This window comes from Pseudomonas sp. NPDC089996, from assembly GCF_044748405.1.
Lineage (GTDB): Bacteria > Pseudomonadota > Gammaproteobacteria > Pseudomonadales > Pseudomonadaceae > Aquipseudomonas.
Map to the genome: position 1 here is coordinate 298,221 of NZ_JBIVGA010000005.1, position 25,252 is coordinate 323,472.

A 25,252-nucleotide genomic window follows, 5' to 3' on the forward strand; every position below is an offset into this window, starting at 1 on the left:
CGATCGACCTCTGGCGCCGTTTGAACGTCCCATGTGAACGACCTGCATATCTACCCAGGCAACCGGGAGGCACGCCGCTCATGAATGACCGCATCATTGCCCTGTTCACCGACACCACCCTGTTCGGTATTTCCATCCTCAACCTGCTGCTGGCTTTGGCGGTGGCCATCGTGACCTTCCTGGTCTCCCGCGCCGCCATCAGCTTCCTGCTGCACCGCATCCGTCGCTGGTCCGAACACGACGGTGTGCTGAGCCAGGTGCTGGCCAAGGTGCTGTCAGGCACCAGCAACTTTCTGTTGTTGCTTGCCTCGCTGCTGGTGGGCCTGAGCATGCTCGACCTGCCCGAGCGCTGGCTGACACGGGTGGGCAGCCTGTGGTTCGTGGTCGCAGCGCTGCAGATCGGCCTTTGGACCAACCGCGCCATCGGCCTGGGCCTGACCCGCTACTTCAGCCGCCACCGCGCCGACGGCGGTCTTGACCAGGGCAGCGCGCTGGCCACGTTGACAGCATGGGGCGCGCGGGTGCTGCTGTGGTCGGTGGTGCTGTTGGCGATGCTGTCCAACCTGGGCGTGAACATCACCGCCTTCGTCGCCAGCCTGGGGGTAGGCGGTATTGCCGTGGCGCTGGCGGTGCAGAACATCCTCGGCGACCTGTTTGCCTCGCTGTCGATCGCCGTGGACAAGCCGTTCGAGGTCGGCGACTTCATCGTCATCGGCCCGTTGGCAGGCACCGTGGAACATGTGGGCCTGAAGACCACGCGCATTCGCAGCCTGGGTGGCGAACAGATTGTCATGGCCAATGCCAGCATGATCAGCAGCACCATCCAGAACTACAAGCGCCTGCAGGAACGGCGCATCGTGTTCGAGTTCGGTCTTTCCTACGACACACCCACCGAGGCTGTGAAAAAAGCACCTGGCATCGTCGAAGAGGCGATTCAGGCACAACGGCAGGTGCGGTTCGACCGCGCCCACCTGCGCGGGTTCGGCAGGGAGGCGCTGGAGTTCGAGTGCGTCTACATCGTCAAGGACCCTGGCTACAACCTGTACATGGACATTCAGCAAGCCATCAACTTCCACTTGCTGGAGCGCTTTTCCCGGATCGGCGCCAAATTCGCCGTACCGGTGCGGGCGATCAAGGTCACGGCGTTGCCGCAGGAGGCCAACCTGTCGGGGTCAGTCCGCGAGGACCGCGGAATCAGAGGCGCGTGAACCGTTGCATCCCGTCCGTCGTTCTGATCGCACCGCCCACTTTCAGGCAGGCCGAACAGTAGGTGAACGCTGCAAAAGGAGATTCACCATGAAGATAATCAAGCCTCATACGGTCCTGCTGGCGCTGTGCCTGGGTGCCAGCGCACCTATCGTTCTGGCGGCAACCGACATGAACGATCAGCGCGCCCCGGGTACGCAACCTCACGACGCCGGGCAAATGCACGAACAGGGCGGTGCGACTGGCTCGGGTACGCCCGGCGATGGCATGGGCACAGGCAATGGCGGCACGGACGACAATGGTACCGACAGTACGGGTGGTGATGGCACTACCAACGGCTCGGGTTCCGGATCGGGTAGCAGCGGTACGGGTAAAGGAACGGGAGGGACAGGTTCCGGCGGTAGTTCAGGGGGCGGCTCAGGCAGTTAGCTCATGGTGCCGCTGTAGGAGCGGCCTTGTGTCGCGAAAGGGCTGCGAAGCAGCCCCAGGATTTCGGCATATGCCCAAGCATTGCTGGGGCTGCTTCGCAGCCCTTTCGCGACACAAGGCCGCTCCTACAAGCGCCCGTGTAAAGCTGCCAGTGAAGGAATTGCAGTGACGACCCAAGCCTTGCAGGATCGCCTGTACAGCACCGACATCGCCGCCCGCCTCGACCACCTGCCGTGGACGCGTTTTCACACCCTGCTCGTGCTGGCCCTGGGCATCACCTGGCTGCTCGACGGGCTTGAAGTCACATTGGCAGGCTCGGTGGCAGGCGCGCTCAAAGACAGCCCTGCCCTGCACATGAGCAACCTCGACATCGGTCTGGCAGGCGCCACCTACATCGCCGGCGCTGTGCTGGGCGCGCTGTTCTTCGGCTGGCTGACCGACCGCCTGGGCCGGCGCAAGCTGTTCTTCATCACCCTGTTCCTGTACATCGGCGCCACGGCGGCGACCGCGTTCTCTTGGAACCTGTGGAGCTTCCTGCTGTTCCGTTTCCTTACCGGCGCCGGCATCGGCGGCGAGTATACGGCGATCAACTCGACCATCCAGGAGTTCACGCCGGCACGTTATCGAGGCTGGGTCGACCTGACCATCAACGGCACCTTCTGGATCGGCGCCGCGCTCGGCGCGGTGGGCGCCGTGGTCCTGCTCGACCCGGCGGTGGCCGGTGGCGACCTAGGCTGGCGCCTGTGTTTTGGCATCGGCGCGGTGCTGGGCCTGCTGATCATGCTGATGCGGCTATGGATACCTGAAAGCCCGCGCTGGCTGATGATCCATAACCAACCGGAAGAAGCCGAACGCATCGTTGCCGATATCGAGCGCCATTACTGCGAGTGCGCAATCCACATACCGCCCCTGCAAGCCCCGCCGCTGCAACTTCGCGCACGCAACCATACGCCGCTGCACGAGGTGTTCCAGAGCCTGTTCGTCGAGCACCGCCGACGTGCGCTGGTAGGCTTGACCCTGCTCACCGCACAGGCGTTTTTCTACAACGCGATCTTCTTCACCTATGCGCTGGTGCTAAGCGATTTCTATGGCGTGCCAGCGGCCAAGGTCGGCTGGTACATCCTGCCCTTCGCGCTCGGCAACTTCTGCGGCCCGCTGCTGCTGGGCCGGCTGTTCGACGTGGTCGGCCGACGCATCATGATCAGCTCGACCTACCTGATTTCGGGCGTGCTGCTGGCCGTCAGCGGCTACCTGTTCGAGCAGCAACTGCTCGACGTCACCCAGCAGACTGTCGCCTGGATGGTGATTTTCTTCTTCGCCTCGGCGGCGGCCAGTTCGGCTTACCTCACCGTGGCAGAAACGTTCCCGCTGGAAATTCGCGCGCTGGCCATTGCGGTGTTCTATGCGTTCGGTACTGGCCTGGGTGGCCTGATCGGGCCAACACTGTTCGGCGCCCTGATCGAAACCGGCGAGCGCATCAATGTCCTCTACGGCTACCTGCTCGGCGCAGCGTTGATGATCATTGCCGCGCTGACCCAGGCACTGTGGGGTGTGGCGGCCGAGCGGCGTTCGCTCGAACAGGTAGCCAGGCCGCTGTCGCAAATCAGCGAACCGTGAACCACCGCCTGTCCATCCAATGGCACTCCGGGCCACTGCGAGCCTTCAACCGTTCATGCAAACCACGCAGGAGTAGACGCCATGCCACGCGGCGACAAGGACAAATACACCGACAAGCAGAAGCGCAAGGCCGAACATATCGAAGAAAGCTACGAGCACAAGGGTGTGCCGAAGGACGAAGCCGAAGCGCGTGCCTGGGCCACCGTCAACAAGCAGTCCGGCGGTGGCGAGAAGTCAGGGGGCTCGGGCAGCAAGACTTCATCAGGCGAGAAGAAAACCGCCCGATCGGATTCTGCCAAGCGTGCAGCGAAGTCACGCGAAGGGTATTCACGGACATCGAATACGTCGCTGGAAAGCCAGACCAAGGAAAGCCTGCTCAAGGAAGCGCGCAGCAAGGACATCAGGGGGCGTTCGACCATGACCAAGGCGCAACTGGTCGAGGCGCTGCGCAAGCACACTTGAGGCGTCCGCCGCAGGCAAACCTGCGGCGGGGCACCCGGTCAACGTTCGAGCGAAGAGGCCATCTCCAGGCTCATGCCACGGGTTTCCGGTGCCAGCCACACCGACACCACCAACCCGGCCAGGGACACCAGCGCGGCGACCAGCATGGTATTGCCGATACCGATGTGCAGCAGTGAGATCGGCACCAGCCAGGTACCCGCGGCAGAGCCGATGCGCGACATCGACGAGCCCATGCCAACCGCGAACGCGCGGATTTCAGTGGGGAACAGTTCGTTCGGGTACACCAGCTCCAGCACCTGGGCGCCACCGATGAACAGCGCATAGGCACCGAACATTAGCAGTACCAACACCTCGGAGCTGTTGGAGAATATCCCCAGGCCCAGCAATGCCAGTGTCGACCAGAGGAAGCTGTGAATGATCAGCGGGCGGCGCCCGAGCGTATCGATCATGCGGGTTGCGACGATACAGCCGACCACGAACAGCAGGGTGATCATCACCGAGCCGTAGGACGCCCAGTCCCCCTTCAGGTTCAGTGCCTGCAACACCACGGGCGCGAACGAGTACACGGCAAACATCGGCACCACCGCCGCGCTCCAGAACACCGCGACGAAGAGCATGCGCTTGCCGTAACCCGAACGCATCAGGTCACCCAGCGAGACTTTGTTCTCCACCGCTTGCGCCGGCATGTTGGCCAGCGAATACGACGGCCCGTACACCTTCTTGATGATGCGCTCGGCTTCCTCGAGGCGCCCTTTGCTGACCAGCCAGCGCGGCGACTCGGGCGTGCGCAGGCGGATGATGAACAGCAGTGCGCCGAGCACCGCAGAGCTGGCCAGCACCAGGCGCCAGGCCTCATCGCCACCGCGCGCGAGGATGAAGTTGCCGACCATGTACGACAGCGCGGCACCGGCAAACCACAGGATGGTCAAGCCGGCCAGGCGCTGGCCTCGGTGTTTCTGGGGCAGGAACTCGGTCAGCAAGGAACCTGCCACCGGGTACTCCAGGCCAACGCCTACCCCGACCAGGAAGCGCAGGATGAACAGAGCGATACCGGACTCGACCCACAACGAGCCGAGCGAGCCAACCATGAACAGGATCGGGCCGACGAAGAACAGACGGCGGCGCCCGACCTTGTCGGTCAGCCAGCCACCGAGAAAGCCGCTGAAGAAGGTGCCGAGCATCGCCGAGGCGGCGACCATGCCCTGCCAGAACGAATCCAGCTTGAGGTAATCGGAGAACTGCACGATCACCACGCCGATGATACTGAGGATATAACCATCGAGAATCCAGCCGCCGCCGGCCCGTGCGGTCATCAACTGGTGGAAGTTGTTCAATGGCGCATCTTCGATAGACAACGTTGTATTACTCACCGCGACAACTCTCCTGTTGTATTAATTATTTTGAGGAACTGCAGACAGCCTGCGATCGAGGCAGTTTTATACTGAGCGCTTACGCGGCCCTGACGACCGGATTAGACATGTCTACTGCATGTCTACAATTTGTCGGCGCAGGATAGACGATGGATTTGGAGAGGGTCAACGGTCGGGAAAATATAATTATTTACGGCGCGAACAGGCATGAAACAGGCGCGGGTGGAAGTTATGAAGTTGTGGGTTTCAAGTGTTCACCTGGGTATTTTCAGCGCCTTTGAGATCGAGCGCCGCGCGGGCGGCGCTCGATCTCAAAGGCGCTGAAAACCCCGCGGCGGACACCTCTAACCCCAACACCCACCCTCACCCGCTCTTCACCGCGCCACCTGCGCTTTGACTTCAGCAAGGCCCGGCTGGCCATCCCAGGTAGTCACGCCCGCCAGCCAGCCGTCGAGCACCTGCGGGTTCTGCTTCAACCAGGCCCTGGCAGCGGCCTCCGGCTCCATCTTGTCGTAGAGGATGGAGCCCATGATGTGGTTCTCCATGTCCAGGGTGAAACTCAGGTTTCTGAGCAGCAGCCCCACGTTCGGACACTCGTCGGCATAGCCTTTGCGGGTGCTGGTATAGACCGTGGCATCGCCGAAGTCCGGGCCGAAATAGGCGTCGCCGCCGGTGAGGAACTTCATCTTGAACCGCGTGTTCATCGGGTGCGGCTCCCAGCCCAGATACAGGATTGCCTGGTTGCGCCGCTGCGCACGCTCGACTTGCGCCAGCATGCCCGACTCGCTGGACGCGACTACCGAGAACCCGGCGTCCTTCAGGCCGAAGGCGTTGTCGCCGATGGCTTTGAGTACGGCGTTGTTACCACCGTCGCCAGGCTCCAGGCCGTAGATTTTGCCGCCCAGTTCGTTCTTGAACCGGGGGATATCGGAGAAGTCCTTCAACCCTTGGTCCCACAAGGTCTGCGGGACCGCCAGGGTGTATTTGGCGTGCTGCAGGTTGACCCGCACGATATCGATGGCGCTGGCGTCACGGTGGGGTTTGAGGTCAGGCTCCATGGTCGGCAGCCAGGTACCCAGGAACACATCCATGTTCTTGCCATCGGCCAGGGCCTTGAAGGTCAGTGGCACCCCCACCAGGGTCGATTTGGTCTGGTAGCCGAGGCTTTTCAGCAAGGTGGTGGCAATCGCGGTGGTGGTCTGGATGTCGGTCCAGCCAGGGTCGGACATCCGCACCAGGCGGCATTGGGGCGGCTCGGCGGCATAGGTAGGCGCATTCATGGCCAAGGCGGAGCAGAACATGACGCGCAGTGCAGTTTTCATGACGCAAATCCTCTCTGTGGCAGCTATGGGAAGCGGGAGATTGACGCGGCAGCGTCTGCCAGCTGGCAGCCAGCAGTTCTGAATCAGCAGCAGGATGTTCACGAACAGTTCCTTGCCCACGTCATGCATTCGGTTCAGAGGTCGAGCACAAGGGTGTGCGACAACGCGCGGGAGACGCAGATCATCATCACGTCGTTGTTCTTGCGCTCGGCCGCCGTCAGCACGCTGTCGCGATGGTCCGGCACGCCGTCCAGCACACAGATTTCGCATGAGGCGCAGGTGCCCTCCCGGCACGAACTTTCCACGCGCAGGCCGTTGGCTTCCAGTACCTGGAGGATGCTCTGGTCTGCAGGCACGTCGAAGGCCCTGCCGCTGCGCGCCAGCTGGACAGTGAAGGGCTTGTCGGTTGCCGTGGTTGCCGCCGCCTTCGGGGTGAACCACTCGAAATGCACCTGCTCTTCGGGGTAACCGCGGGCAGCGGCTTCGACCGCGAGCATGAAGGGGGTCGGGCCGCAGGTGTAGAAATGCACGTTGGCAGGCTGCTGGCCGATGGCTGCAGCGATATCGAACAGCCCACCGGCCTCGTCATCGGCATGCAAGGTGACCCGATCAGCAAAGGACTGCAGCGCCTCCAGAAACGCTGCCCGCTGGCGACTGCGTACTACGTAGTACAGGCGCCACGGTCGCTGGTTGGCCTCACACCACTGGATCATCGACCAGACCGGCGTGATGCCGATGCCGCCCGCAAAAAACACGAAACCCGGCGCGTCTTCCTCCAGCGGAAAATGGTTGCGCGGCGCGCTGACGGTCAACGTGTCGCCCACCCGCAACGACTGATGCAGGTGCCGGGAGCCGCCGCGGCTGACGGGCGACAGGCCAACGCCCACGCAGTAGCGATGGGTTTCGCGGGCGTCATTGCACAGGGAATACTGGCGTATCAGATTCCCTGGCAGATGCAGCTCGATATGGGCACCGGGCTTGAACGGCGGCAGTGCTGCCCCATCAGGCGAACGCAGCTCGATAACCATGACGCCTTTGGCTTCGGCAATCAGGTCGGTTATCTGCAGGGTCAATTGTTCAGGCATGGCATACCTCACACAGCGGCAAACTGGCCCGAAGCCTGGTGAGCCCCGGGCCGATTCTCAACCGCGCCGTAGGGGCGTGGTCGCCTTCAACATGCGGGTGATCAGTTCGTCCCGTTGCGTAGCAAGGGTCGCCCAACTCTGCTCGCCGGCCTCATCGTGCACACCCTCGACCAGCATCGAGGCCGTCTGCGCATCCAGGCGTGGGTCGCCCAGGTCGTCCCACCAGCCGTGAAAGCTCTCGGTGTACTTCTGGCAGAACGAACTCAGGCCTTGCGGCCCGCCGCCAAGGTGGAACAGCAACGTTGGCCCCATGGCCGCCCAGCGCAGGCCGGGGCCGGCCCAGACGGCCTTGTCGACGTCTTCCACACTGGCCACACCGCTCTTGACCAGGTGAATGGCCTCGCGCCACAGCGCAGCCTGCAGGCGGTTGGCAACATGCCCCTTCACTTCACGGTTGACCCGGATGGTCACTTTGCCGACCAGCGCATAAAAGCGCTCGGCCTGCTCGACCACACCTGCTGCGGTCTTGTCATTGCCCATGACCTCGACCAACGGGATCAGGTGTGGCGGGTTGAACGGATGGCCAAGGATGAAGTGCGACGGGTTCTGCCAACCCGCCTGCATCTCGCCCAGGCGCAAGCCGGAGGCGGACGATGCGACGATGGCACCGGGTTTGAGGGCAGCTTCCAGCCTGGCGAACAGCTCATGCTTGATGGCGATGCGCTCGGGCACGCTTTCCTGGATGAAATCCGCCCCCGCCACAGCGCTGGCAACATCGTCATGGAAACTCAACTGGCCTGGCTCGTCGTCGGCCAGGCCCAGCTCGCGCAGGGTCGGCCAGGCATTGTCGATGTAGCTCCGGACATCGGCCTCCAGGGTCGGCGACGGGTCATACACGGCAACATTGCGCCCGGATGCCAGAAACAGCGCGGCCCAGCTGGCACCGATCACACCTGCGCCAATCACCGCGACATGTTGGAATTCACTCATCAGAAGAACCTCGGTTGCAGGGGGGATGCACTGGTCAGGCCGCCGTCGACGACGAAACACTGCCCGGTAATGAAACGCGCCGCGTCAGAGGCCAGCCAGGCCACGGTCTCGGCGATATCTTCAGGCTGGCCGAAGCGGCCTGCCGGGTGGCGCGCCAGGGCGTCCGCCTTGGCTTGTGCCGGGTCGTCGGCCATGGCGAAGGCATCCTCGGCCATCGCCGTCATGATCCAGCCGGGGCACACCGCGTTGCAGCGCACCTGCGGGCCATGGTCGACGGCAATGGAACGGGTCAGTCCATGCACGAACGCCTTGGATGCGTTGTAGAGGGCCATGCACGGGTCGGCGGCCTGCCCGGAAATCGAGCCCAGGTTGATGATGCTGCCACCGCACTCGAGCATGCCCGGGAGCACCGCCCGGCACAGGTTGAAAGTGCCGCGGGCGTTGATGCCCATCACCATGTCCCAATCGTCGTCGGTGCTTTCCAGCACGGTCTTCTCGACCTGCACGCCGGCGTTGTTGACCAGGATGCCCACGCGACCAAAGCGCTGTTCCGCACGCTCTACGATGCAGCGAGCATCCTCCGGGCGGGACACATCGGCCTGCACCCACTCCACCGCGCTGTCCAGATGCCGTGGCCTGGCACCGCGACCACAGGTGACGACCTGGCGCCCCTGGGCGACGAATTTCTCGACGATGGCGAGGCCGATACCGCGGCTGCCACCAGTGACGATCACTGCTGTTTTGTCCATGTGGGTCACCCGTGTGCGAGCATGACGTGGCGAACGCTGGTGTAGGCATCGAGCGCGAACACCGACATGTCGGACCCGTGGCCTGAGCCTTTCATGGCGGCCCAGGGCATTTCCGGCGTAGCCACGCCATGGGTGTTGACCCAGGTGAAGCCGTAACGCAGGCGGCTGCTGGCCGCCATGGCGCGGCCACTGTCGCGGGTCCAGAGCGACGAGGCCAGGCCATAGCGGGTGGCATTGGCAATCGCGACCGGGTCTTGGTCTTGGCTGAAACGCGACACCGAAATCACCGGGCCAAATAGCTCCTGGGTGGCGATTTCCGCGTGATGGTCGACATCGGCAATCACGGTCGGGCGGTAGAAGAAACCGCCGCCAGGTTCGACCGTGCCGCCCGTCACCACCTCGGCATAGCCCCGGGCGCGGTCGACGAAGCCGGCTACCCGCTGCCGGTGCAGTTCGGTCACCAAGGGACCCATTTCCGTACCGGTTGCCCGGGGTGCACCGACCTTGATCGTCGCCGCCGCTTCGGCCAGGGCACTGACCACACGGTCATAGACCTTGCTGGCGACCAGCACCCGGCAAGGCTGGGCGCAATCCTGGCCGGCATTGAAGAAGGCCGTGGCGCGCAAGGTGTCGACCAGTTTTTCGAGGTCGGCATCCTCAAAGACGATGACCGGTGCCTTGCCACCCAGCTCGACATGCACCTGGCGCATCTGTTGCGCAGCGGCGCGCATGGCCGCGCTGCCGGTCGCTGGCGAACCGGTGATGCTCACGGCTTCGATGCCATCGGCACTGATCAGCCGGGCCCCGGTCGAACTGCCAGCCCCGTGCACGATATTGATGACCCCCTTGGGCACCACGTCAGCCAACAGCTGACCCAGGCGCAGGGTTGACAGCGGGGTCACCTCGGAGGGCTTGAGTATCACGCTGCAGCCGGCGGCCAGTGGCGCCGCCAGTTTCCAGGCGGCCATCATCAGCGGATAGTTCCACGGTGCGATGGCCGCCACCGGGCCGATCGGGTCGCGCCGGATCAGGCTGGTGTGCCCGGCCACATACTCACCAGCCGCGACCCCCGCCAGGGTGCGTGCCGCACCGGCAAAGAAGCGGAAGGTGTCGAGGGTCAGCGGCATTTCATCATTCAGCGCCGATGGCCAGGGCTTGCCGACATTCTGGCTTTCCAGCGTCGCCAGTTCTTCGGCGTGGGCTTCGATGACACCGGCAATGTCCTGCAGCAGCGCGGACCGCTGCGCCGGGGTGGTTTTCGAATACGACGCGAAGGCCTCATGGGCGCTGCGCACGGCGCAGTCCAGCTGAGCGTCATCGGCCTGACTGACGCTGACAATCTGCTCCCCGGTGGCCGGGTCGATGGCAGCCAGGGCCGCAGCGGCGCCTTCAACCAGCTCGCCGTTGATCAACATTTTGCTATGCATGGCGTATCCCCATCGCGAATCACAAGGTGATCTTGTCGCGCCCTTTCAAGCCCAGGCGCGCCCGGGCTTCTGCAGGCGTGGCCACCTTCAGCCCGAGGTTTTCGATGATCGAGCGGATCTTCAGCACCTGCTCGGCATTGCTTCTGGCCTTCTCGCCGGCACCGATGAACAGGCTGTCTTCCAGGCCGACGCGCACGTTGCCGCCAAGCATTGCGGCCTGTGTGGCAAAGGCCATCTGGTTTTTGCCCGCCGCCAGAACCGACCATTCGTAATCCTTGCCGAATAGCTTCTGCGCCACGCTGTGCATGTGCATCAGGTTGTCCAGGTCGGCGCCGACGCCGCCGAGCACACCGAACACGATCTGGATCAGGAACGGCGGCTTGACCCAGCCCTGGTCGATCACCCACGCCAGGTTGTACAGGTGGCCCAGGTCGTAGCATTCGAATTCGAAGCGGGTACCGTGGCCCTCGCCTAGTTCCTTGACGATGTATTCGATGTCGGCAAAGGTGTTGCGGAAAATGAAGTCGCGGGTGCTGTCGAGGAAAGCCGGCTCCCACTCATGCTTCCAGTTCGAATATTTGGCCTTCATCGGGAAGATGCCGAAGTTCATCGAGCCGACGTTGAGCGAGGCCATCTCCGGGCTGACCGCCAGCGCCGCACGCAGGCGCTCCTCACGGGTCATGCCCAGGCCGCCGCCAGTGGACACGTTCAGCACCGCATCGCTCTGGCGGTGGATCTGCCCCATGAAGTCCTGGAACAGTTCGGGGCGCGGGTCCGGCTTGCCGGTCTCGGGGTTGCGGGCATGCAAATGGATGATCGAAGCACCGGCCTCGGCGGCCTCGATGGAAGAATCGGCAATCTCCTGCGGGGTAATCGGCAGGTATTCGGACATGGTCGGGGTGTGCACGCCACCAGTGGTGGCGCAAGTGATGATTACGGACTTTGGCATGGCGAGGCTCACAGTTTCATTTGTTGGACTTGGGCGGTAAGGCCGCCATCGAGCACCCACAACTGGCCGCTGGCATAGCGGGCCTCATCACTGGCCAGCCAGTACACGAGGTTGGCGACATCGGCCGGGGTGCCGTAGCGCCGCGTCGGGTGCACATCGCGCACTGCCTTTTCCAGGCTGGCGATGTCGCCGTGGTCCTGGAAGAAGCTGCGCAGCATCGGCGTGTCGATGTAGCCCGGGCACACCGCATTGACCCGGATGCCCTCGGGGCCATGGTCACAGGCCATGGCGCGGGTCAGCGCATGCACCGCGCCTTTGCTGGCGCAGTAAGCAGCGAGCCCCGGGTCGGCAATGAAGCCGTCGTAGGAGCCGAAGTTGATCACGCTGGCTCCGCTGCTTTCGCGCAGCATCGGCAAGGCGTGCTTGCTGACCAGGAAGGTGCCGGTGACATTGACCGCGAACACCCGGTTCCAGACCTCCAGGGTGGTGTGCTCGATGGTGTGCTCCACTTCGATGCCGGCGGCGTTCACCAGCACATCGAGCCGGCCGTGCTGTTGCGCCACTTGCTGCAGCGCTGCCTGCACCTGCACCTCGTCGGCGACATTGAGTTGCAGCGCCGTCGCGCCCGCCACCGGATGCTGCTGGGAAAGGTCGGCGGCATAGACCTGCGCCCCTTCCTTGAGCAGGCGCTCGCACACCGCCCTGCCGATGCCGCCGGTGGCGCCTGTGACCAGCGCCACCTTGCCGTTCAGGCCACCGCTCATGGCTTCACGCAGCGCGCATAGGCGTCCAGTACCAGGCCGTGGAAGTGATGCAAGGCATGCTCTGATTTGCCCGAGCCGTTCGGGTCGGTGACGATCCGGCCCTGCTCGAAGGCCGGGGTCTGCATGCCGCGCTGCACGTTTTCCACCAGCGAGATGTCTTCGACCTGCAGCACTTCATCCAGGTAGCGGATGGCTTCTTTTTCCATGTCGTCCGGTTCAGGGGTTTCGAGGAAGAAGTCGTAGGTTTCGAAGGTGCGGTCAGGGCCCATGGGCACGATGTTCAGCACGATCATCGAGCTGCGGCCTGGGTAGCGCATCAGGCAGGTGTTGGGCCACAGCCACCACACCGCATGGGTGCGCACGCTGGCCTTGGACACATCGTAAGCCGAGTTCTGGCCCTTGCCGGCTTCAGCCATGTGGCTGGAATAGATGCCGTGGGTCTGCACCTTGTAGGTGTCCATGTCGACCAGGGTGCAGAAGTCCTTGTGCGCGGTCGGGCAGTGGTAACACTCAAGGAAGTTGTCGACCACGTTCTTCCAGTTGGACTTGATCTCGTAAGTCAGGCGGTGGGCGAAGGTTAGCTTGTCGATGTCCGGTGCCCACTGCTGTATCTCTTTGGCCAGGTCGCCGGACTGCTCGCGCAGCGGCGTTGCCTGCGGGTCGAGGTTGACGTAGACGAAGCCGCAGAATTCCTCGACCTGCACCGGGGTCAGGTGAATCTCTTCCTTGTTGAAATCCTTGAGCCCCCCGACATGCGGCGCGGCGACCAGCCCGCCGTTGAGGCCGTAGCACCAGGAATGGTATGGGCAGACGATCCGCCGGGTCTTGCCCTCACCCTGCAACACGGGGTGGGCGCGATGCTTGCAGACGTTGTAGAAGGCACGCAGCACGCCTTCCTGGTCACGCACTACGGCAATCGGGTGGCCAGCGATATCCACCGTGGTATAGGCGCCGGGCTCACGGACCTTTTCCACGTGGCACACCCACTGCCAGCTCCTGGCGAGGATGGCCTGCTGGTCGAGGCGGAACCACTCGGGGTCGACATAAGCGTCGGCGCGCAGCGACTGGGACAACAATGGGTCCGGGTCATAGCCCTGCTTGATCGATTCGAATTGGCGAGGATGGATCAACTCAGACATATCAACGGCCCTTTTATTGTCACAGGCAATGGGGATTTGCCTGCTCTGTGGCGTTGATAGTGATCTGGGCTGCGGGGATTAAATGTGTATTTTACGCCGTGTTCTATTCCTTTTTAGCCATGGTCGTTTTTAGATATGTGCAAGCTGTCAACGACTAGCGGGGCTTGCCATGCTGGTGCATCGGCCAGGCTCGATAGTCGAACGGCACGCGCCCTTCCTGACGGTCCTGACGTGGGGTCAGGCCAAAGCGCTCACGGTAGATGCGGCAGAAATGCGACTGGTTGGGGAAGCCCGAAGCGACGCCGACCTTGGTCAGCGCCAGGTCGGTCTGGGTCACCAGGCCACGCGCCCTGTCCAGGCGGATGTCGCGGTAGTACAGGGCCGGGCTCTTGTGCACCACCTGGTGGAACAGGCGATCGAGCTGGCGCTGGGAGATGCCCACCTGCTCACACAGGTCAGGGATGCTGATCACCTCTTCCAGGTGTCGCTCCATCAGCTTGATCGCTTGCCTGACTGCCAGCGGAACGGTGTGCCCGAGGGGTTGCCGGGCATCCGGGTTCTGCTGGCTGCTACCGGGTCGAAACTGCTGGTGGAACACGTAGCGGGCCGCTTCGTTGGCCACGGTTTCGCCGTGCAGGTTACGGATCAGCTGCAGGGCCGCATCCGTCGAAGCAGCGCCGCCACAGCAGGTGATGCGGTTCTGGTCGAAAACATACAGGTCCTCGACGATCGTCACGTCCGGGTACAGCTCGAGCAAGGCGTCGATATGCTCGTAGTGTGCTGTGGCCCGGCGCCCCGCCAGTAGGCCGGCCTCGGCCAGCAGGAAGGTACCGGTGTCCAGCCCCGCCAGCATGCAGCCCTTGCCGGCCCAGGCCCGCAGCACCCCTTGCAGGTAGGCGCTGTGGTGCTGCTCCGGCGCCCAGCTGCACGAGACGACGATCAGGTCCCAGGGCTGATCGCGCAAGTTGGCCAGTGACTGGGTGAACAGGTCCATGCCATTGGACGCGCGGATGCCGCCGCCCTCGACAGAGGCGAACTGCCAATGGAAGCGGCTTTCCCCACTCAGGTAGTTGGCCGCCCGGAACGGGTCGACGAACGCCGTGGTGGCGGCGGCATTGAAGTAGGGGAACACGATGATCAGGAAGTTGAACACGTGGATCTCGCTGCGCAGGGGATGCCACAGTCTATACGTAACGCTGCACTCAAAAACCTGCGCGCGCTTTGTAGGAGCGGCCTTGTGTCGCGAAAGGGCCGCACAGCGGCCCCGGCAATTTCTGCTGCGAAGCTGAAATTTGGGGGGCGCTTCGCACCCCTTTCGCGACACAAGGCCGCTCCTACACGAGGGGCCGCGATAGCGTCACTCATCCCCCGCCCACAGTTCCTTGAGCTTCATGTTGGCCTTTGCACCGATAGTCAGGAACGGCTGCGGCGGCAACTGTTTCGGTTTGTCGAAACCACTGAAGATCTCCACCAGTTCGCTGCGCACACCCAGTGCCTGATCAGCCGCTGCGATACCGGCAGCACTGGACTTGGACGCTCCCAGTCCATTGCAGCCACAAGCCGCGAACACCCCACGATCCAACTCGCCAAACGCCGGCACGCTGTTCCAGGTCAGTGCCATCGGGCCACCCCAGCGGTACTCCATGCGCAGCCCCTCAAGGGTCGGGAAGCGCGTGAGGAACTTGCCGTCGTGCACCCGCCCGGCACTTTCCACCTGGCGGTCGCCGATGGTCAGGCTCGGGTTGTAGCTGTAGCGCCAGCGCACCAGGATGCGGTCACTGTCGCCATCGCTGATGCGACGCACCGTGGTGCCCATCGGCAAGGCCGGGGTCGCCGCCCAGGTACGCTGGCCCGGCAGGCGTTTCGGGTCGAAGCGTTCGGTCAGCGAGGCGTAGGTGAACACATGCAGCAGCTTGCCCTTGAAGAAACCGAAACTCTGCGCATGGCCGTTGTTGGCCAGGATGATCTTGCCAGCCGTGACCACGCCCTTCGGCGTCCTGATCACCCAGGCGCCGCCCACTTGCTTGAACGACAAGGCCGGCGTCTGCTCGTACAGCTGCACCGCGCCTGCCAGGGCATCGGCAAAGCACCGGACATACGCCGCCGGCTGGATCATCACCGTGCCGGGCATGAACAGCCCCGAGGTGTAGGCCGGGCTGCCGGTCACCGCGCCAATCTGCACGGTGTCGAGCAGTTCGTAGGGTTCGCCCAGTGCGTCCAGTTGCCTGGCGTAAGCCAGGATGTGCGCGTCCCCTTGCGTACCACGGGCGACACTGAAGCGGCCACAAGGGTCGAACACCGCCTTGCCCCAGCCGTGCGCCTCGGCCAGTTCGCGGCCCATGTCGATGGCCGTGCGGTACATCGTGATGTCGCGCCGGGCGCGTTCGAGCGAACCACCGCCAAGGCCTTCGGCAGAGACCTCGTGGGGCAGATCGATGATGAAACCCGAATTGCGCCCCGAGGCGCCCTCGCCGACGATGCCGGCTTCGAGCAGCACCACCTTGAGGGTCGGCTCCCGGCGCAGCAGCTGGCGGGCTGCCGACAAGCCGGCAAAGCCACCCCCGATAATCGCTACATCGGCAGTAACGGCACTGTCCAGTGCGCCGCTGGCGACCCGTGGCGGCAGCATCTCGGCCCAACCGGAGCTGCCATTGTTGCTGGGCATCTTCGCTGCAACGTACATGCTCTGAGCCCGCCCGATCAGGAAGCCGAAGCTTCGTGATTGATCAGCGGCGCCAGTGCTTCGCGCAGCGCTCCGAGCTTTTCCTCGGCCAGACGCCGCAGCGGACGGCGTGGGTTACCGGCGTCAAAGCCCATGATCTGCGCGCCGGCATACACCGACTGCACGTAGTCGCCCTGCCAGATCAGCGACATCACCGGGGCCAGGCTCTTCCAGATCTGCTGCACCTCGGCCCACTTGCCCTCGCTGGCGGCATTGGCCAGGGCCACGCAGCTCTTCGGCGCCATGTTCGCGCCCCCCCAGATCAGCCCCGCAGCTCCGGCAAACAGTGCATAGGGCACCAGCGGGTCGGCGCCGTTCATGGTTGGCAGCCCGGTGCGCGACAGCGAGGCCTGGGCCGCCAGGTCGCCGCTGCTGTCCTTGACCGAAACGAAGTTGGGGATCTCGCTCAGCTGCCTGAACAGCGCGGGCGTGACTTCGACACCCACGGCCTGTGGCACGTTGTAGCCAATGATCGGCAAGCCGGCCTGCGACACGGTCGAGTAGAAATCGATGATGCCCTCGTCATCGGTCGGGCCTTCGAAGAACGGCGGCAGCACCATGACTCCATCGGCACCGCAGTCCTTGGCATGACGGGTGCGCTCGACCACCTCTTCGACCAGCAGCGCGGAGGTCTGGGCGATCACCCGCGCTCGGCCATTGATGACCTTGGCACCGAAGGCGACCAGTTCCTTGGATTCATCCTTGCTCAGGTACACATGCATGCCGGTCCCAGAGCTGAGCACCAGGCCATGCACACCGGCGGCGATGTAGCGCTCGATCAGGCTCTCGAAGCGCGCAAAGTCGATCTTGCCCTGTGCGTCGAACGGGGTGGTGATGGCCAGGTTCACACCGGAAAACGGGAATGCAGACATGCGGTAACTCCTTATTGTTTTCGGCTGGACGGTCCAGCCACGGCATCGAGCGGTCTATTGCTCCATGCCAAAAGCCTAAGGCCTCACCTGCAGGGGTTACAGCGACATTTGCGCAGTCAATTGCCTGATTTTCGGTTATGCCAGTGGTGCTGCTGGTCCATCATTTTCTGCGGGTGCCCAGCTCGACCCACACCGGCGCATGGTCGCTGGCTTTGGCTTCATTGCGTACCCAGGCGTCGACACCCGCCCGCTTCAGGTAGGGGGCAAGGTCCGGGTTGAGCAGCAGGTGGTCGATGCGCAACCCGGCATTACGCGCCCAGTGATTACGGAAATAATCCCAGAAGGTGTACACCCGCTCGTCGGGGTGCAGGTGGCGAATGGCGTCGACCCAGCCCTGCTCGAGCAGCTGTTGGTAACACGCTCGCGACTCGGGTTGCAGCAACGCGTCCTTCAGCCATGAGCGTGGGTTGTAGATGTCCATGTCGGTGGGCACCACGTTGAAATCACCTGCCAGCAGGGTCGGGTGACCGTTGCCATACAGTGCCTTGGCATGCTCGATGAGGCACTGGAACCAGCGCAGCTTGTAATCGAACTTCGGCCCGGGCTGCGGGTTGCCATTCGGCAGGTACAGGCATGCGACCAGTACGCCATGCACAGCGGCCTCCAGATAGCGGCTCTGGCTGTCGTCCTCCATGCCGGGCAGGCCGCGACGAACCTCCAGCGGTTCGCTGCCACGCGCCAGGATCGCCACCCCGTTCCACGACGGCTGCCCCTGGTAGAGGCAGGCATAGCCGGCCGCCTCCAGTTCCTGGCGCGGGAACTGCGGGTCGGGCGCCTTGAGTTCCTGCAGGCAGGCGATATCCGGCTGCTCCCGTTCAAGCCAGGCCAGCAGCGCCGGCAGGCGGCTGCGGATACCGTTGATATTGAAGGTAGCGATCTTCAGCGCTTTCATGCGTCAGGGTCGCTCACGTGGGCCTGCACGGCGTCTTCCAGGGCGCGCACATGGGCCTCGTCGGCCAGCGCCTTCAGCGCCAGCCAGTCGTCCCAGTCGATCGCGCCATCGTCGCGCAGGGCCTCGGCCGTGCGTACCAGTTCATGGTGGTAAGCGTCGGGCGACTCGCGGCGGTAACTGATGTCGTCGTACTGGGCGTACCAGGCTTCAAGCTCGGGGATGCTGCGTTCGATGCTCATGGGTGACACTCCTCGCGGGGCCCTTTGCATGTATGAGCCCTGCCCTTTTGGCAACGTTCAACCTATGGCAGCAACTGCCTGTTCAATGTATGAAGCCAGCACCATCCCCTGTGGGAGCCGGGCTTGCCCGCGATGGGCCGCAAAGCGGCCCCTACGGTCTACAGCACTTACCGCCAGATCGAAGCGTCAGCGCTCAGCCTGTGCCAACTCCACTTGCAGAAAGGTCTTCAACGCCGCTGCCGCAGGGGACAAGCTGCGCCCCTTTCGCGTCAGCATGCCGATGTGCCGCTCCACCTTGGGTTCGACCAGCGGCACGAATGCCAGCTTTTCGTTCTCCAGGGGGAACGCCAGGTACGGCAAGGTGCTGATGCCCACCCCCTCCTCCAGCATCGCGATCAACGAAATCATGTTGGAGACGAACAGCCGGCTATGCACCAGCAGGCCTTCGGCCTCAGTGCCTGCCAGCAGCTGCGAGGTCCCGTTGCGGACCATCGGCACGCCTTGCAGCTGCGACCAGTGCAGGGCATCGCCCGCTTGCGCCAACGGATGGTCGGCGCGGCACACCACGCCCACCTGATCATTGATGATGGGGGAAAACGCCAGCTGATCGTCGTCCAGCCACAGGCTGCTGATGCCGAAGTCCACCTGCCCCTGGGCCAACAACTGCTGGACCCGCTCGGCCGTGCCGTCCTGGATGCTGACCTGCACGTTCGGATGCTCGGCGACGAAACGGGCCAGTGGCCCGGGCAACATGCGGCTAGCCACCGAGGGAACGGTGGCGATGCTGACCTGGCCGATTTCGTGGCGGGCCAGCAAGGTGGCCTCGCGAGCGATGCGGTCGTGGTGCTCGATCAAGCCCCGAAACAACGGCAGGCAATGCTCGCCGAACGGGGTCAATTCGACCCGGCCACCGCCCTTCTCGATCAGCGCCTGGCCCAGCTTCTGCTCCAGTTCGCGCACCGCCAGCGATATCGCCGGCTGGGTGCGAAACGCCTGGCGCGCCGCGGCGTGGAAGCTCTTGAGTTCAGCCACCAGCAGGAAGTAGCGCAACTGGGCGATTTTCAGCTCGGGCAACATGGTTAACATTCCTTATCAAAGCATTTTTTTTATTAATTTTTATTTGCTGCATATTGCTCGCAAGATGAAGGCCAGGCAACCAGAGGCTTTCATCCATGTCACTCAACACCTACAAGAACTACATCGATGGCCAGTGGTGCGAAGGCGAATCCACCCTCGGCAACCACAGCCCCTCGGACACCCGCGATCTGATCGGCAAATACCATCAGGCCAGCGCCGCGCAGGCCTGCCAGGCCATCCAGGCCGCCCGCGCCGCCCAGCCGAAATGGGCCGCGAGCGGCTTGGAAGCCCGCCAGCACGTGCTGATGGCCATCGGCGACGAACTGATCGCCCGCAAGCAGGAGCTCGGTGAACTGCTCTCGCGCGAAGAAGGCAAACCACTGGCCGAAGGCATCGGCGAGGTCCAGCGCAGCGGCCAGTTCTTCCACTACTACGCCGCCGAAGTGCTGCGCCAGATGGGTGAGACCGCCGCCTCGGTACGCCCTGGCATCGACATCGAAGTGCATCGCGAGCCGGTGGGCGTGGTCGGTATCATCACCCCGTGGAACTTCCCCATGGCCACTGCCGCCTGGAAGATCGCCCCCGCGCTGGCCTTCGGCAACGCCGTGGTCTTCAAACCGGCCAATCTGGTGCCGGCCAGCGCCTGGGCGCTGACCGAGATCATCAGCCGCCAGGGCCTGCCCAACGGTACCTTCAACCTGGTCATGGGCAGCGGCGCCAGCGTCGGCGAAACCCTGGCGCAGTCGGCCGAGATCGACGCCCTGACCTTCACCGGCTCGCTGCAGACCGGCCGCCGCGTCGCGGTCGCCACTGCGGGGAACCTGGTGCGCTGCCAACTGGAAATGGGCAGCAAGAACGCCCTGGTAGTGATGGACGACGCCGACCTCGACCTGGCCGTGGAATGCGCCCTCAACGGTGCCTTCTTCGGCACCGGGCAAAAGTGCACGGCCTCTTCACGGCTGATCGTCTGTGACGCCATCCACGACCGCTTCGTCGAGGCCCTGCGCCTGCGCATGCGCCAGCTCAAGGTCGGCCATGCCCTGGAGGCCGGCGTGCAGATCGGCCCTGTGGCCGACGCACGTCAGCTGGAACAGAACCTGGCGTACCTGCAGCTGGCCCAGAACGAAGGCGCCACCCTGATCGAAGGTGGCGAACGCCTGCAGCTTGAGCACGACGGCTACTACATGCGCCCCGCCCTGTTCATCGACAGCCGCAATGACATGCGCATCAACCGCGAGGAAGTGTTCGGCCCGATCGCCTGCGTGATCCGCGTGCGCGACTTCGACCAGGCCCTGGCCACGCTCAATGACACCGAATACGGCCTCACCGCCGGCATCATCACCCAGTCGCTGCGCCACGCCAGCGCCTTCAAGCGCGGCGCCCAGACTGGCTGCGTGATGGTCAACCTGCCCACCGCCGGCACCGACTACCACGTGCCGTTCGGCGGGCGCAAAGCCTCGAGCTTCGGCCCCCGCGAACAGGGCCAGTACGCCCGCGACTTCTACACCGTGGTCAAGACCACCTACCTGCGGCCCTGAAGGAATACCCGCCATGCACGACCTCTTGATGATCGACGGCCTGCAGTACTCCAACTGGGGCCCGGAAATATTCCAGCAGATGCAGGCCGGTGGCTTGAGCGCGGTGCATGCCACCATCGCCTACCACGAGAATGCCCGTGAGACCTTGTCGCGCCTGGGTGAGTGGAACCGCCGTTTCGAAACCTGGCCCGAGCTGATCCGCCCGGTGCGCACGGCCAGCGACATTCGCCTGGCCCACCAGGAAGGCCGGGTGGGCATTTTCTTCGGCTTCCAGAACTGCTCGCCGATCGAGGACGACATCGCCCTGGTGGAGGTGTTCCGCCAGCTCGGGGTGTTCGTCATGCAGCTCACCTACAACAACCAGAGCCTGCTCGCCAGCGGCTGCTACGAGCGTGAGGACAGCGGCATCAGCCGTTTCGGCCGCCAGGTGATCGCCGAAATGAACCGGGTCGGCATGCTCATCGACATGTCCCACAGCGCCGAACGCAGCACGCTGGATGCCATCGAGCTGTCGAGCCGGCCGGTGATCATCTCCCACGCCAACCCGTCGAGCTTCCACGCCGCCAAGCGCAACAAGTCCGACGCGGTGCTGCGCGGCATCGCCGAAACCGGCGGACTGCTGGGCTTCAGCACCTACCCGTTCCACCTCAAGGGCGCGTCGGACTGCAGCCTGGAAAGCTTCTGCGACATGGTCGCGCGCACCGCCGACCTGATGGGCGTCGAGCATATCGGCATCGGCACCGACCTGTGCCAGGCACAGCCGCTGGCGGTGCTGGAATGGATGCGCAACGGCCGCTGGAGCAAGGACAAGGACTACGGCGAAGGCTCCAAGGACAACGCCAACTGGCCGGCACCGTTGCAGTGGTTCCGCGACAGCCGCGACTTCGGCAACATCGCCCAGGGCCTGCGCGCTCGTGGCTTTGCCGAGGCCGACGTGGCCAACATCATGGGGCTGAACTGGTTGCGCCTGCTGGAGACCGCCACCACGGCGCAGGCCTGAGCCCCTTGCACGGACAGCATCAACAATAACAACAATCGCAGGTTCCGGAGGCTTCATGAAAAACCCAACCACCCTGCAGGCTGAAGGCCAGGCCATGGGCCTGCCGCTGACGCGGGACATCGACTGGCCGCTGTTCCTGATCAGCGGCGGCTTCCTTGGCGCCTTCCTGCTGGCGGCACTGATCGACATCGACACGGTATCGGCGCTGGTCAACACCCTGTTCGCCTGGTCGACCAAGGCTTTTGGCCTGTACTGGCAGGTGCTGATGCTGGCCACCTTCGCGGTCAGCCTGGGCATCGGTTTCTCGCGCTGCGGGCGGGTGCGCCTGGGCGGTGTGACCCAGCGCCCGGACATCAGCACCTTCAACTGGATCGCCGTGATCATGTGCGCCCTGCTGGCAGGCGGCGGCGCCTTCTGGGCCGCCGCCGAACCGCTGATGCACTTTGCCAGCCCGCCGCCCTTGTTCGCCGGCCTGCAACCGCACAGCGAGGCAGCGGCCACCGCAGCACTGGCGCAATCCTTCGTGCACTGGGGCTTCCTGGCCTGGGCAGTGCTGGGCAGCCTGCTGGCCATCGTGCTGATGCACCTGCACTACGACAAGGGCCTGCCGCTGGCACCGCGTACCCTGCTCTACCCGCTGTTTGGCGAGCGTGCCCTGAAGGGCCCGATCGGCACCCTGGCCGACGCCACCTCGATCATTGCCGTGGTCGCCGGCACCATCGGCCCGATCGGCTTCCTCGGCCTGCAGATCAGCAGCGCCCTGCACGCCGTGTGGGGCCTACCCAACGATATCGTCACCCAGTCGCTGACCATCGTGCTGGTCACGGCCATGTACACCGTGTCCTGCCTGGTGGGGCTCAAGGGCATCCGCTTCGTCAGCGAGATCAACGTCTGGCTGATGATCGGCCTGGCGCTGTTCATGGTGGCGTTCGGCCCGACCCTGTTCATCCTCGGCAACTTCCCGGCGGCCTTTGCCCTGCATGTGGAGCACTTCATCCCGATGGCGATGTTCCGCGCCGACCCCAAGTGGCTGGACTGGTGGACGGTGTTCTACTGGGGCTGGTTCATCGGCTACGCGCCGATGGTGGCGCTGTACGTCGCGCGGATCTCGCGGGGACGCACCATCCGCGAGATCATCATGACACTGTCGATCATCGCGCCGCTGGTGACCATGTTCTGGTTCACCGTGGTCGGCGGCACCGGCATCGGCCTGGAACTGCAAGCCCCGGGCATCGTCACCGCCCACGGCGCACAACCCGAAGACCTGTTGCTGGGGGTTACGCAGAACCTGCCGCTGGGCGGCCTGATCAGTGCGCTGTTCCTGTTCCTCAGCTTCATTTCGGTGGCGACCAATGGCGATGCCATGGCCTTCACCGTGGCACTGGCGATGTCCAGCAACGATAAACCGAAGAAATGGTTGTGTGGTTTCTGGGCCATCGGCATGGGCCTGGCGGCGGTGGTGCTGATCACCATCGGCGCGGGCGGCGTGACGGCCCTGCAGTCCTTCATTGTCATCACCGCGGTGCCGGTGTCGCTGGTGATCCTCCCAGCGCTGTGGGATGCGGTACGCATCGCCCGTCACATGGCCCGCGAACAAGGCGTCTGAACATGATCCATCCAGGTATGACAACAATGTCCAACAGCCTGCCTGCAACACCGGCGTTGCGCCCTGCCAGCCAGGTCATGGACCTGGCCCGGCTGGGCAGCCACTTCCAGAGCCCGCTGAGCTTCGTGCGCAGCAGCATGCGGCGGATGATGAACCAGCGCTGGCAGATCCAGCGCAGCCGCTTCGACCTCGATGGGCAAGGCTTCGGCACTGCCATCTACCGCATCGATACACCGCACGGGCATTACCACTGCGTGCTGTTCTCGGCCTACCTGCCGCCGGAAAAACGCAGCGACCGGGTAATCGCCGACCAGTGGGACGTCACCTTCGTGCTGGTCGCCGGCGACGTCGATGCGGCGCAACTGGCCGACCTGCAGCGCAACGTGCCGCTGCAGGAGGCTGGCCGTTTCGATGCCCGCGTGCTGGTGCTGTCGCGGGCCAACCGCAGCCAGCGCAACTTCGACCGTTTCCTGGCGGCGCTTGCCGAAGGGCAGCAGCCAGACCCGCGCCAGCTGGCCGAGGTCGGTTACCTCTACCGCACCACCGCGGTGTACGGCAACGGCAAGTTCGGCATCGCCGACTTCGGCTGCCTGCAGCACAACCCGGACTTCAATCAGCCGTTCAGTGCGCAGATGTTCACGGTCTACCTGCTGCGTCATTTCAGCATCGAGCAGATCGAACACATGGCCCGTGCCCTCGATCCGCAACGGGCCGTGCCGCTGGCCCCGGCCTTGCAGCGCTACCTGGGCGTCGGCAACGCGACCGGGCTGGGCATGGCGCCGTTCCTGATCAATCATCCGCAACTGGTGGAACGCTGGATCAGCGTGCGCGAAACCGCGCTGGCCCTGGCCTTGGCGCAACCGGCCGAGCCCGCTCGCCAGGCACGCCTGCAAGGGTTGCTGAGTCGGGCCAGCCTGCATCTTGCCCAGACCCAGACCGAAGACCTGCGCCAGCACGAACAGAACCGGCACACCCTGGCCGAGCTCGCGGCACTGGCCGACTGGCTCGCAGGCCAACCCGCCAGCGCAAACCTCTGGCCCCGCCTGCTGGCCTGGAGCGAAGCCCACGCCGGCCTGGGGTGCCAGGAACTGCTGGTGAGCCTGCTGCTGGAGCTGTACCCCGAACACATCACGCCGCTGGCCGAGCAGATGGGCACCCGCGAAGGCTGGCAGCTGGACGCGCAGATGCCCCTCGGGCACCTGCGCGAACTCATCGAGCAGCAGTATGCCTGGGCCCTGGCCTACGACTTCACCGCCGTGCAGGCCGAGCACTTCTTCTGGTATCGCTCGGCCGATAAAGAGGAACCACGCCTGGGCCTGCGCGCCGAAGAACCGGGCGCGGAAAAGGAAATGCAACTGGGCATCGCCCGCAATATCCAGCGCTGCCACAGCGCCGTGCTCAAGCACCTGCAGGCCCATCCCCAGGCCCTGACCGCACACCTGCTCATCGCCGAGCCGGCGCTCAAGGGCACAGTGCGCCGCCTGCAAGGGATGGCGCACAGTACCTACGGCGAAGTCCGCGCCAACCTGCTGGACCGCGACATGCTGCCGATCCACCTGCTGCGCTGCAAATTAGCGTTCTTCGGTGCGGGCAAGTTCGACCCCAAATCGAGCCGCTGGGTACGCATCACCCTGTTCCAGGGTGCGCCGCTGGTGAGCGACATCGGGCTGAACGACATCGACCAGCCGTTCGAAGACGACTGGAACTTCGCGGTCATGCCGCAGGGGGCACTGTGAC

Annotated in this window: 23 protein-coding genes; 8 read left to right on the forward strand and 15 right to left on the reverse strand. The window is 64.1% G+C overall.

Annotated elements, in window-relative coordinates:
- Positions 1-80 precede the first annotated feature (80 nt).
- The 4 genes from ACIPW4_RS11430 to ACIPW4_RS11445 all read left to right on the forward strand — a co-directional run bounded on the left by ACIPW4_RS11430 (position 81) and on the right by ACIPW4_RS11445 (position 3,714).
- Positions 81-1,208: a mechanosensitive ion channel family protein gene (locus tag ACIPW4_RS11430; RefSeq protein ID WP_400657790.1), complete on the forward strand. Its 1,128-nt coding sequence runs from the start codon at positions 81-83 to the stop codon at positions 1,206-1,208.
- 88 nt (positions 1,209-1,296) lie between these two features.
- Positions 1,297-1,635, forward strand: coding sequence for a hypothetical protein (locus ACIPW4_RS11435; RefSeq protein WP_400657792.1), 339 nt, complete (start codon positions 1,297-1,299; stop codon positions 1,633-1,635).
- Between the two features lie 165 nt (positions 1,636-1,800).
- Positions 1,801-3,252: an MFS transporter gene (locus ACIPW4_RS11440; RefSeq protein WP_400657794.1), complete on the forward strand. Its 1,452-nt coding sequence runs from the start codon at positions 1,801-1,803 to the stop codon at positions 3,250-3,252.
- Between the two features lie 81 nt (positions 3,253-3,333).
- Positions 3,334-3,714, forward strand: a complete 381-nt coding sequence (locus ACIPW4_RS11445) for a termination factor Rho (RefSeq protein WP_400657797.1) — start codon at positions 3,334-3,336, stop codon at positions 3,712-3,714.
- Positions 3,715-3,752: 38 nt separating this feature from the next.
- Here the strand turns inward: ACIPW4_RS11445 and ACIPW4_RS11450 are convergent, their stop codons facing one another.
- The 15 genes from ACIPW4_RS11450 to ACIPW4_RS11520 form a co-directional block, all read right to left on the reverse strand.
- Complete coding sequence (locus tag ACIPW4_RS11450; protein WP_400657800.1) at positions 3,753-5,084, reverse strand: MFS transporter; 1,332 nt, start codon at positions 5,082-5,084, stop codon at positions 3,753-3,755.
- 374 nt (positions 5,085-5,458) lie between these two features.
- On the reverse strand, positions 5,459-6,406 hold the full coding sequence (gene choX / locus ACIPW4_RS11455) for a choline ABC transporter substrate-binding protein (RefSeq protein ID WP_400657802.1): 948 nt from the start codon (positions 6,404-6,406) through the stop codon (positions 5,459-5,461).
- A 134-nt stretch (positions 6,407-6,540) separates the two neighbouring features.
- Positions 6,541-7,491 carry a PDR/VanB family oxidoreductase gene (locus ACIPW4_RS11460; RefSeq protein WP_400657804.1) on the reverse strand — a complete coding sequence of 317 codons (951 nt, stop codon included), beginning with the start codon at positions 7,489-7,491 and terminating at the stop codon, positions 6,541-6,543.
- A 57-nt stretch (positions 7,492-7,548) separates the two neighbouring features.
- Positions 7,549-8,481, reverse strand: a complete 933-nt coding sequence (locus tag ACIPW4_RS11465) for a 3-hydroxyacyl-CoA dehydrogenase NAD-binding domain-containing protein (RefSeq protein WP_400657806.1) — start codon at positions 8,479-8,481, stop codon at positions 7,549-7,551.
- Positions 8,481-9,230 (reverse strand): SDR family NAD(P)-dependent oxidoreductase, encoded by a 750-nt coding sequence (locus ACIPW4_RS11470; RefSeq protein WP_400657808.1) that lies wholly within the window; start codon positions 9,228-9,230, stop codon positions 8,481-8,483. The genes ACIPW4_RS11465 and ACIPW4_RS11470 overlap by 1 nt, the downstream gene beginning before the upstream one ends.
- Before the next feature lie 5 nt (positions 9,231-9,235).
- The gene (locus tag ACIPW4_RS11475) at positions 9,236-10,657 is read right to left on the reverse strand and encodes an aminobutyraldehyde dehydrogenase (protein WP_400657810.1); all 1,422 of its coding nucleotides are present in this window, start codon (positions 10,655-10,657) and stop codon (positions 9,236-9,238) included.
- 19 nt (positions 10,658-10,676) lie between these two features.
- Positions 10,677-11,606: a 3-keto-5-aminohexanoate cleavage protein gene (locus tag ACIPW4_RS11480; protein WP_400657812.1), complete on the reverse strand. Its 930-nt coding sequence runs from the start codon at positions 11,604-11,606 to the stop codon at positions 10,677-10,679.
- An 8-nt stretch (positions 11,607-11,614) separates the two neighbouring features.
- Positions 11,615-12,370 (reverse strand): SDR family NAD(P)-dependent oxidoreductase, encoded by a 756-nt coding sequence (locus ACIPW4_RS11485; protein ID WP_400657814.1) that lies wholly within the window; start codon positions 12,368-12,370, stop codon positions 11,615-11,617.
- Complete coding sequence (locus ACIPW4_RS11490; protein WP_400657816.1) at positions 12,367-13,509, reverse strand: SRPBCC family protein; 1,143 nt, start codon at positions 13,507-13,509, stop codon at positions 12,367-12,369. The genes ACIPW4_RS11485 and ACIPW4_RS11490 overlap by 4 nt, the downstream gene beginning before the upstream one ends.
- A 154-nt stretch (positions 13,510-13,663) precedes the next feature.
- The gene (locus ACIPW4_RS11495; RefSeq protein ID WP_400657818.1) at positions 13,664-14,662 is read right to left on the reverse strand and encodes a GlxA family transcriptional regulator; all 999 of its coding nucleotides are present in this window, start codon (positions 14,660-14,662) and stop codon (positions 13,664-13,666) included.
- Between the two features lie 204 nt (positions 14,663-14,866).
- Positions 14,867-16,192 carry an NAD(P)/FAD-dependent oxidoreductase gene (locus tag ACIPW4_RS11500; RefSeq protein ID WP_400657820.1) on the reverse strand — a complete coding sequence of 442 codons (1,326 nt, stop codon included), beginning with the start codon at positions 16,190-16,192 and terminating at the stop codon, positions 14,867-14,869.
- A gap of 17 nt (positions 16,193-16,209) precedes the next feature.
- Positions 16,210-17,103 (reverse strand): dihydrodipicolinate synthase family protein, encoded by an 894-nt coding sequence (locus ACIPW4_RS11505; RefSeq protein ID WP_400657822.1) that lies wholly within the window; start codon positions 17,101-17,103, stop codon positions 16,210-16,212.
- Positions 17,104-17,263: 160 nt separating this feature from the next.
- Entirely contained in the window at positions 17,264-18,055 is a 792-nt protein-coding gene (gene xth, locus ACIPW4_RS11510; RefSeq protein ID WP_400657824.1) for an exodeoxyribonuclease III, read from the reverse strand.
- Positions 18,052-18,294, reverse strand: a complete 243-nt coding sequence (locus ACIPW4_RS11515; RefSeq protein ID WP_400657826.1) for a hypothetical protein — start codon at positions 18,292-18,294, stop codon at positions 18,052-18,054. Before ACIPW4_RS11515 ends, xth begins: the two co-directional genes overlap by 4 nt.
- A 186-nt stretch (positions 18,295-18,480) precedes the next feature.
- Positions 18,481-19,371 (reverse strand): LysR substrate-binding domain-containing protein, encoded by an 891-nt coding sequence (locus ACIPW4_RS11520; protein ID WP_400657828.1) that lies wholly within the window; start codon positions 19,369-19,371, stop codon positions 18,481-18,483.
- A 95-nt stretch (positions 19,372-19,466) separates the two neighbouring features.
- On the opposite strand from ACIPW4_RS11520, the gene ACIPW4_RS11525 reads away from it, so the two are divergent.
- From ACIPW4_RS11525 to ACIPW4_RS11540, 4 genes are read left to right on the forward strand one after another with little or no spacing between them, the layout of a single operon-like run.
- On the forward strand, positions 19,467-20,909 hold the full coding sequence (locus ACIPW4_RS11525; protein WP_400657830.1) for an aldehyde dehydrogenase family protein: 1,443 nt from the start codon (positions 19,467-19,469) through the stop codon (positions 20,907-20,909).
- Positions 20,910-20,922: 13 nt separating this feature from the next.
- Positions 20,923-21,909 carry a dipeptidase gene (locus tag ACIPW4_RS11530; protein WP_400657832.1) on the forward strand — a complete coding sequence of 329 codons (987 nt, stop codon included), beginning with the start codon at positions 20,923-20,925 and terminating at the stop codon, positions 21,907-21,909.
- A 55-nt stretch (positions 21,910-21,964) separates the two neighbouring features.
- Positions 21,965-23,515, forward strand: a complete 1,551-nt coding sequence (locus ACIPW4_RS11535; RefSeq protein ID WP_400657834.1) for a BCCT family transporter — start codon at positions 21,965-21,967, stop codon at positions 23,513-23,515.
- A 26-nt stretch (positions 23,516-23,541) separates the two neighbouring features.
- A complete protein-coding gene (locus ACIPW4_RS11540; protein ID WP_400657837.1) occupies positions 23,542-25,251 on the forward strand; it encodes a hypothetical protein in 1,710 nt (569 codons plus the stop codon).
- Position 25,252: the final 1 nt, after the last annotated feature.

Coding starts and splice junctions, on each gene's coding strand:
- ACIPW4_RS11430 (WP_400657790.1), top strand. CDS start 81: ATGAATGACCGCATCATTGCCCTGTTCACCGACACCACCCTGTTCGGT.
- ACIPW4_RS11470 (WP_400657808.1), bottom strand. CDS start 9,230: ATGGACAAAACAGCAGTGATCGTCACTGGTGGCAGCCGCGGTATCGGC.
- ACIPW4_RS11480 (WP_400657812.1), bottom strand. CDS start 11,606: ATGCCAAAGTCCGTAATCATCACTTGCGCCACCACTGGTGGCGTGCAC.
- ACIPW4_RS11540 (WP_400657837.1), top strand. CDS start 23,542: ATGTCCAACAGCCTGCCTGCAACACCGGCGTTGCGCCCTGCCAGCCAG.
- ACIPW4_RS11525 (WP_400657830.1), top strand. CDS start 19,467: ATGTCACTCAACACCTACAAGAACTACATCGATGGCCAGTGGTGCGAA.
- ACIPW4_RS11490 (WP_400657816.1), bottom strand. CDS start 13,509: ATGTCTGAGTTGATCCATCCTCGCCAATTCGAATCGATCAAGCAGGGC.
- ACIPW4_RS11445 (WP_400657797.1), top strand. CDS start 3,334: ATGCCACGCGGCGACAAGGACAAATACACCGACAAGCAGAAGCGCAAG.
- ACIPW4_RS11505 (WP_400657822.1), bottom strand. CDS start 17,103: ATGTCTGCATTCCCGTTTTCCGGTGTGAACCTGGCCATCACCACCCCG.
- ACIPW4_RS11500 (WP_400657820.1), bottom strand. CDS start 16,192: ATGTACGTTGCAGCGAAGATGCCCAGCAACAATGGCAGCTCCGGTTGG.
- choX (WP_400657802.1), bottom strand. CDS start 6,406: ATGAAAACTGCACTGCGCGTCATGTTCTGCTCCGCCTTGGCCATGAAT.
- ACIPW4_RS11460 (WP_400657804.1), bottom strand. CDS start 7,491: ATGCCTGAACAATTGACCCTGCAGATAACCGACCTGATTGCCGAAGCC.
- ACIPW4_RS11530 (WP_400657832.1), top strand. CDS start 20,923: ATGCACGACCTCTTGATGATCGACGGCCTGCAGTACTCCAACTGGGGC.
- ACIPW4_RS11465 (WP_400657806.1), bottom strand. CDS start 8,481: ATGAGTGAATTCCAACATGTCGCGGTGATTGGCGCAGGTGTGATCGGT.
- ACIPW4_RS11485 (WP_400657814.1), bottom strand. CDS start 12,370: ATGAGCGGTGGCCTGAACGGCAAGGTGGCGCTGGTCACAGGCGCCACC.
- ACIPW4_RS11435 (WP_400657792.1), top strand. CDS start 1,297: ATGAAGATAATCAAGCCTCATACGGTCCTGCTGGCGCTGTGCCTGGGT.
- ACIPW4_RS11520 (WP_400657828.1), bottom strand. CDS start 19,371: ATGTTGCCCGAGCTGAAAATCGCCCAGTTGCGCTACTTCCTGCTGGTG.
- xth (WP_400657824.1), bottom strand. CDS start 18,055: ATGAAAGCGCTGAAGATCGCTACCTTCAATATCAACGGTATCCGCAGC.
- ACIPW4_RS11475 (WP_400657810.1), bottom strand. CDS start 10,657: ATGCATAGCAAAATGTTGATCAACGGCGAGCTGGTTGAAGGCGCCGCT.
- ACIPW4_RS11535 (WP_400657834.1), top strand. CDS start 21,965: ATGAAAAACCCAACCACCCTGCAGGCTGAAGGCCAGGCCATGGGCCTG.
- ACIPW4_RS11515 (WP_400657826.1), bottom strand. CDS start 18,294: ATGAGCATCGAACGCAGCATCCCCGAGCTTGAAGCCTGGTACGCCCAG.